This window comes from Actinomycetota bacterium, from assembly GCA_005888325.1.
GTDB lineage: Bacteria > Actinomycetota > Acidimicrobiia > Acidimicrobiales > AC-14 > AC-14.
The window spans coordinates 1-3,316 of record VAWU01000076.1 but is presented as its reverse complement, the minus strand read 5'-3'; the positions used below and the strand labels follow the sequence as shown (position 1 = coordinate 3,316).

Annotated in this window: 6 protein-coding genes (1 of these 6 cut by a window edge); 4 read left to right on the top strand and 2 right to left on the bottom strand. The window is 66.0% G+C overall.

The genetic code is table 11. The features are described from left to right. Together E6G06_21715 and E6G06_21710 are read left to right on the top strand one after the other, a co-directional pair. Nucleotides 1-105, top strand: the final stretch of a protein-coding gene (locus tag E6G06_21715; protein TML85785.1) for a hypothetical protein. It extends 891 nt beyond the left edge of the window; only the last 105 of its 996 coding nucleotides appear in the window; the start codon falls outside the window, past its left edge; it ends in the stop codon at nucleotides 103-105. A gap of 77 nt (nucleotides 106-182) precedes the next feature. After that, complete coding sequence (locus E6G06_21710; GenBank protein ID TML85784.1) at nucleotides 183-1,208, top strand: hypothetical protein; 1,026 nt, start codon at nucleotides 183-185, stop codon at nucleotides 1,206-1,208. A gap of 479 nt (nucleotides 1,209-1,687) precedes the next feature. Here the strand turns inward: E6G06_21710 and E6G06_21705 are convergent, their stop codons facing one another. Further along, nucleotides 1,688-1,888: a hypothetical protein gene (locus E6G06_21705; protein ID TML85783.1), complete on the bottom strand. Its 201-nt coding sequence runs from the start codon at nucleotides 1,886-1,888 to the stop codon at nucleotides 1,688-1,690. A 60-nt stretch (nucleotides 1,889-1,948) separates the two neighbouring features. Then, entirely contained in the window at nucleotides 1,949-2,419 is a 471-nt protein-coding gene (locus tag E6G06_21700; protein ID TML85782.1) for a hypothetical protein, read from the bottom strand. A 228-nt stretch (nucleotides 2,420-2,647) separates the two neighbouring features. Here E6G06_21700 and E6G06_21695 point away from each other — a divergent pair, with 228 nt between their 5' ends. Beyond that, the gene (locus E6G06_21695) at nucleotides 2,648-2,992 is read left to right on the top strand and encodes a DUF1232 domain-containing protein (GenBank protein TML85790.1); all 345 of its coding nucleotides are present in this window, start codon (nucleotides 2,648-2,650) and stop codon (nucleotides 2,990-2,992) included. A 39-nt stretch (nucleotides 2,993-3,031) separates the two neighbouring features. Continuing rightward, nucleotides 3,032-3,316, top strand: a 285-nt coding sequence (locus E6G06_21690; GenBank protein ID TML85781.1) for a DUF2127 domain-containing protein, incomplete at its 3' end; no start/stop codon positions are given.

Below are 3,316 nucleotides of genomic sequence, written 5' to 3'. Positions count from 1 at the left end.
CTGACGAGGGGAATGGTTGAGAACCCGAAGCTCGGCTCGCCCATGTGGTGGGTGCGCCGGGCTCGATGCCGACTCGGCGAGCGTCGCCACGGCGTCCACCATTGACTCGAGCTCGCCTAACGAGCGCGGAGCGGCAGTTCTGGGCGCTCGCGGCGAGCCGTCGATCGTCGTAGCGTGAGTGAGTGTCCGCGCTTGCCGGGCTGATCTCAACGTCGATCACAGATTGCGGTACCGACCTGGTGGAACGGGTGGTGTTCGGCACGGGGGACGCCGTGGAGATCGCCTCCGCGCTCGAGAGCCTGGTCCGCCGCAGCCTCGGGACGCAGATTGAAGCCGCGATGTTCTACGAGGCCTCGGTCGGATGCGTCGCCGGCCTGCTGCTGCACAACGGATCGAAGGTCGTCGTTAAGGCGTACCAGCCACGCTGGTCGGATGAGTTCTTGCGGGGAGTCCAGCGAGCACAAGGTGCCCTTGCCAGTTCTGGATTTCCTTGCCCGCGGCCTGTCTCTGGGCCGGTGCACCTCCTCGGTGGGCACGCGCTCATCGAGGCCTACCTTGCAGACCCCGGGCAGCGAACGATCACGCAAGCGATGCTCAGCGTTTCGGCGGCCGGGCTGGCAACTCAGATCAACCTCTGCCGTGGCCTCGACGGCTCCGGCTTACGCCCGCACCCGATGGACGCCGACCGGGACGGTCTCTATCCCATCCCGCACAGCCCGGTCTTCGACTTCGAGGCCACTGCTGCCGGGGCGGAGTGGATCGACCAGCTCGCACAGGCGGCCAAGACGGTGCGCGACGACCATGTCGCGACGCCTGTCATCGCCCATTGCGATTGGTCCGCGAGGAACGTCCGCATGAACGAGACCGGGTTGCTCGCGGTGTACGACTGGGACAGCCTCTCCAACGCTGCTGAGGTCGTCGCCGTCGGCCAGGCGGCCGCCACCTGGTCGGCCGTCGACGGAAGCAAGATTGCTCCAAGCGCCAACGAGATCGCCACCTACGTAGCGCTCTATGAGGAGGCGCGAGGAGCGCGGTTCGGGACAGCCGAACGGGTTGTGGCCGGCGCCGCGGCGCTGTACGCCCTCGCCTACACCGCTCGCTGCGAACATGCGATCGACCCGGCGGAGGCCGTGCATAGGCGAGCCCGACCTCGCCTCACCACCGAGCGCGATGCCCTTCTTGAACTTGCCGATCTCATGGCCGACTAGCTAAGACTCGCTAGGCCGAGCCGGCTGCGCATCCCCGACCGTGGCGTCGACGGCACGTCATCTGGGGAACACGATCATCATGGTCACGTTCCGCGCGATCGAATGCCCGATCAGCGAGCGCCGAGCGATCAGGCAGTTCTGCATCGGCTCGTCAATCGTCGTAGTACGGCTCGCGTGCCTCGACTCTGATGGGAACCGTTCGGTCCCGGTTCTTTGCGTCGAACGTCAGCCGCACCCACCTGTGTCCCGTTGGTCGCCGTGAACGTCTCAGGTGCGGACCGCTTTGGTGGAGACGGAGGCGTCCGGCGAGCGTTACCACCCACTCCTCGTCACCGATGAGTTCTACCGCCAGCACTGTGGCATCCGGCGATCCGACCCAGTCCATCGCCAAACTCATTGCCTCGTTCTCGGCCATAAGCACCCGCGCGATGATGTCCGATCCCAGGAGCGCGGAGCGGCTGTTCGGGCGGGGACGACGCCTATCGATTCAGCACGTCCCGCCAGGCGAGGGCCTTCTTCTTCGCGAGGGGCGAGCTGACGACGAACCACGGCACTTGGCAAACGTGCTCATCCGCCGGATCAATGGGGCACGCCACCTTCGCGACCGCGTCCACGAGCCTCTCCACCTCAGCCTCGTCGTCGGTCTCAACGAGAAGTTGTATGCGCCAGATCTGAGTCACACCTACATCATCCCGCGCGCCTGCCGATCGGCAGTTCGGGCGCGTCGGGTGGCCTTCGACTTACCGCGCCGGGAACCATGCGGCGACCTCGTCGCGGTTGCCCGAGAAGTACGCAGCGCCCCAGAGCGGGCGCCGCCCGAGCATGGACACCTTTCCCGATGCCAGATCTACTAAGACGGGTACTTCTGATGCCATCCAGTGCTTGGGATGAAACTTCGCTACGAACTCGTGAGCACGGTCATCGACGCCGTCCGACACAATCGCTACGTACGCCACCAACCGTGCCTTGCGCTCTTGTCGACGGGCGGAGATGAGCGCCTTCGCGAAACCGAATCCGCTCGCACTTGCCTCACGAACCTGATCGCGCGACGCGTTAGCAGTGAGTCGCGCAACGACGACTGTGTCGATGTCTATGGCCTTGCCCCTCGTGTGGCGGAAGAACGCCACCGAGCCTGCGGGGCCTTCCACCACCTCAAACCTCGCAGTCTGCAGCCGGGTCGTGAGACCTTCGAGGTAGGCGGCCGTCTCCATCGACGGATTGTCGCGCCTAAGGCCAGGCGTAGGTCGAGCGATCCGAGCGCCGAGCGGCAGATCTGGCGCGGTGGTGCGTCGGCGGGATCGACGATTGGTCGCGGCCGCGAGCACGCGGGTCTCGGCATGAGCGGGCTCCCCGCCGCGCTGGCGTTCGGCTTCGGCTGTGACGCGGCATAGGTTGGGCCGGTGGAGCACTGGACTCGCTGGCTCCTTGTCGGTCTCGCGATGCCCTTCGCGTCATGGACGCTGCTCGTCCTGCTTGCTCGTCGGCTGCCGCGCGGCACGCTGAAGGAGCTTGCGGGGTTCCTGCCTAACTGCGTCACCACGATTCGCCGATTGCGAAAGCACCCGGCAGTGCCGCGCCGGGTCAAGGTAGCGGTCGCGTTCGCGGGGGTGTACGTCGTGTCGCCTGTCGACTTGATCCCCGAGTTCCTGCCGGTCGTCGGACCGCTAGATGACGTTGTCGTCTTCGCGTTGGCGATGCGTTATGCCGCCCGCCGCGTGCCACGAGAGGTGATCCTCGAAGCGTGGCCGGGAGACCCGGGGGTCATTGCTCGGCTGTTGGGCTAACAGTCATGCTCGTCGCGGTGGTTCAACGGTTGTCGCGCCATGGCTGAGCGCGTGGGCGTCTCGCGCTGGCTGGACGACACGTTCAAGATCAGCGTCACCCTCAAGGGCGTTGACGGCGCGTTAGAGGTCCTCGGCGGTGGGGTGTTGTTGTTCCTGCGGCCAGCCACCCTCAGCCACTTGATCAGGTCGGCGACCCAGCACGAGCTTTCTCACGATCCCCACGACTTCGTCGCCGGTCATCTGTTTCGCTACGGCACGCACCTCGCCCACGGCAGTACCACCTTCGCGGCCGTCTACCTGCTCAGCCACGGGCTGGCCAAGCTG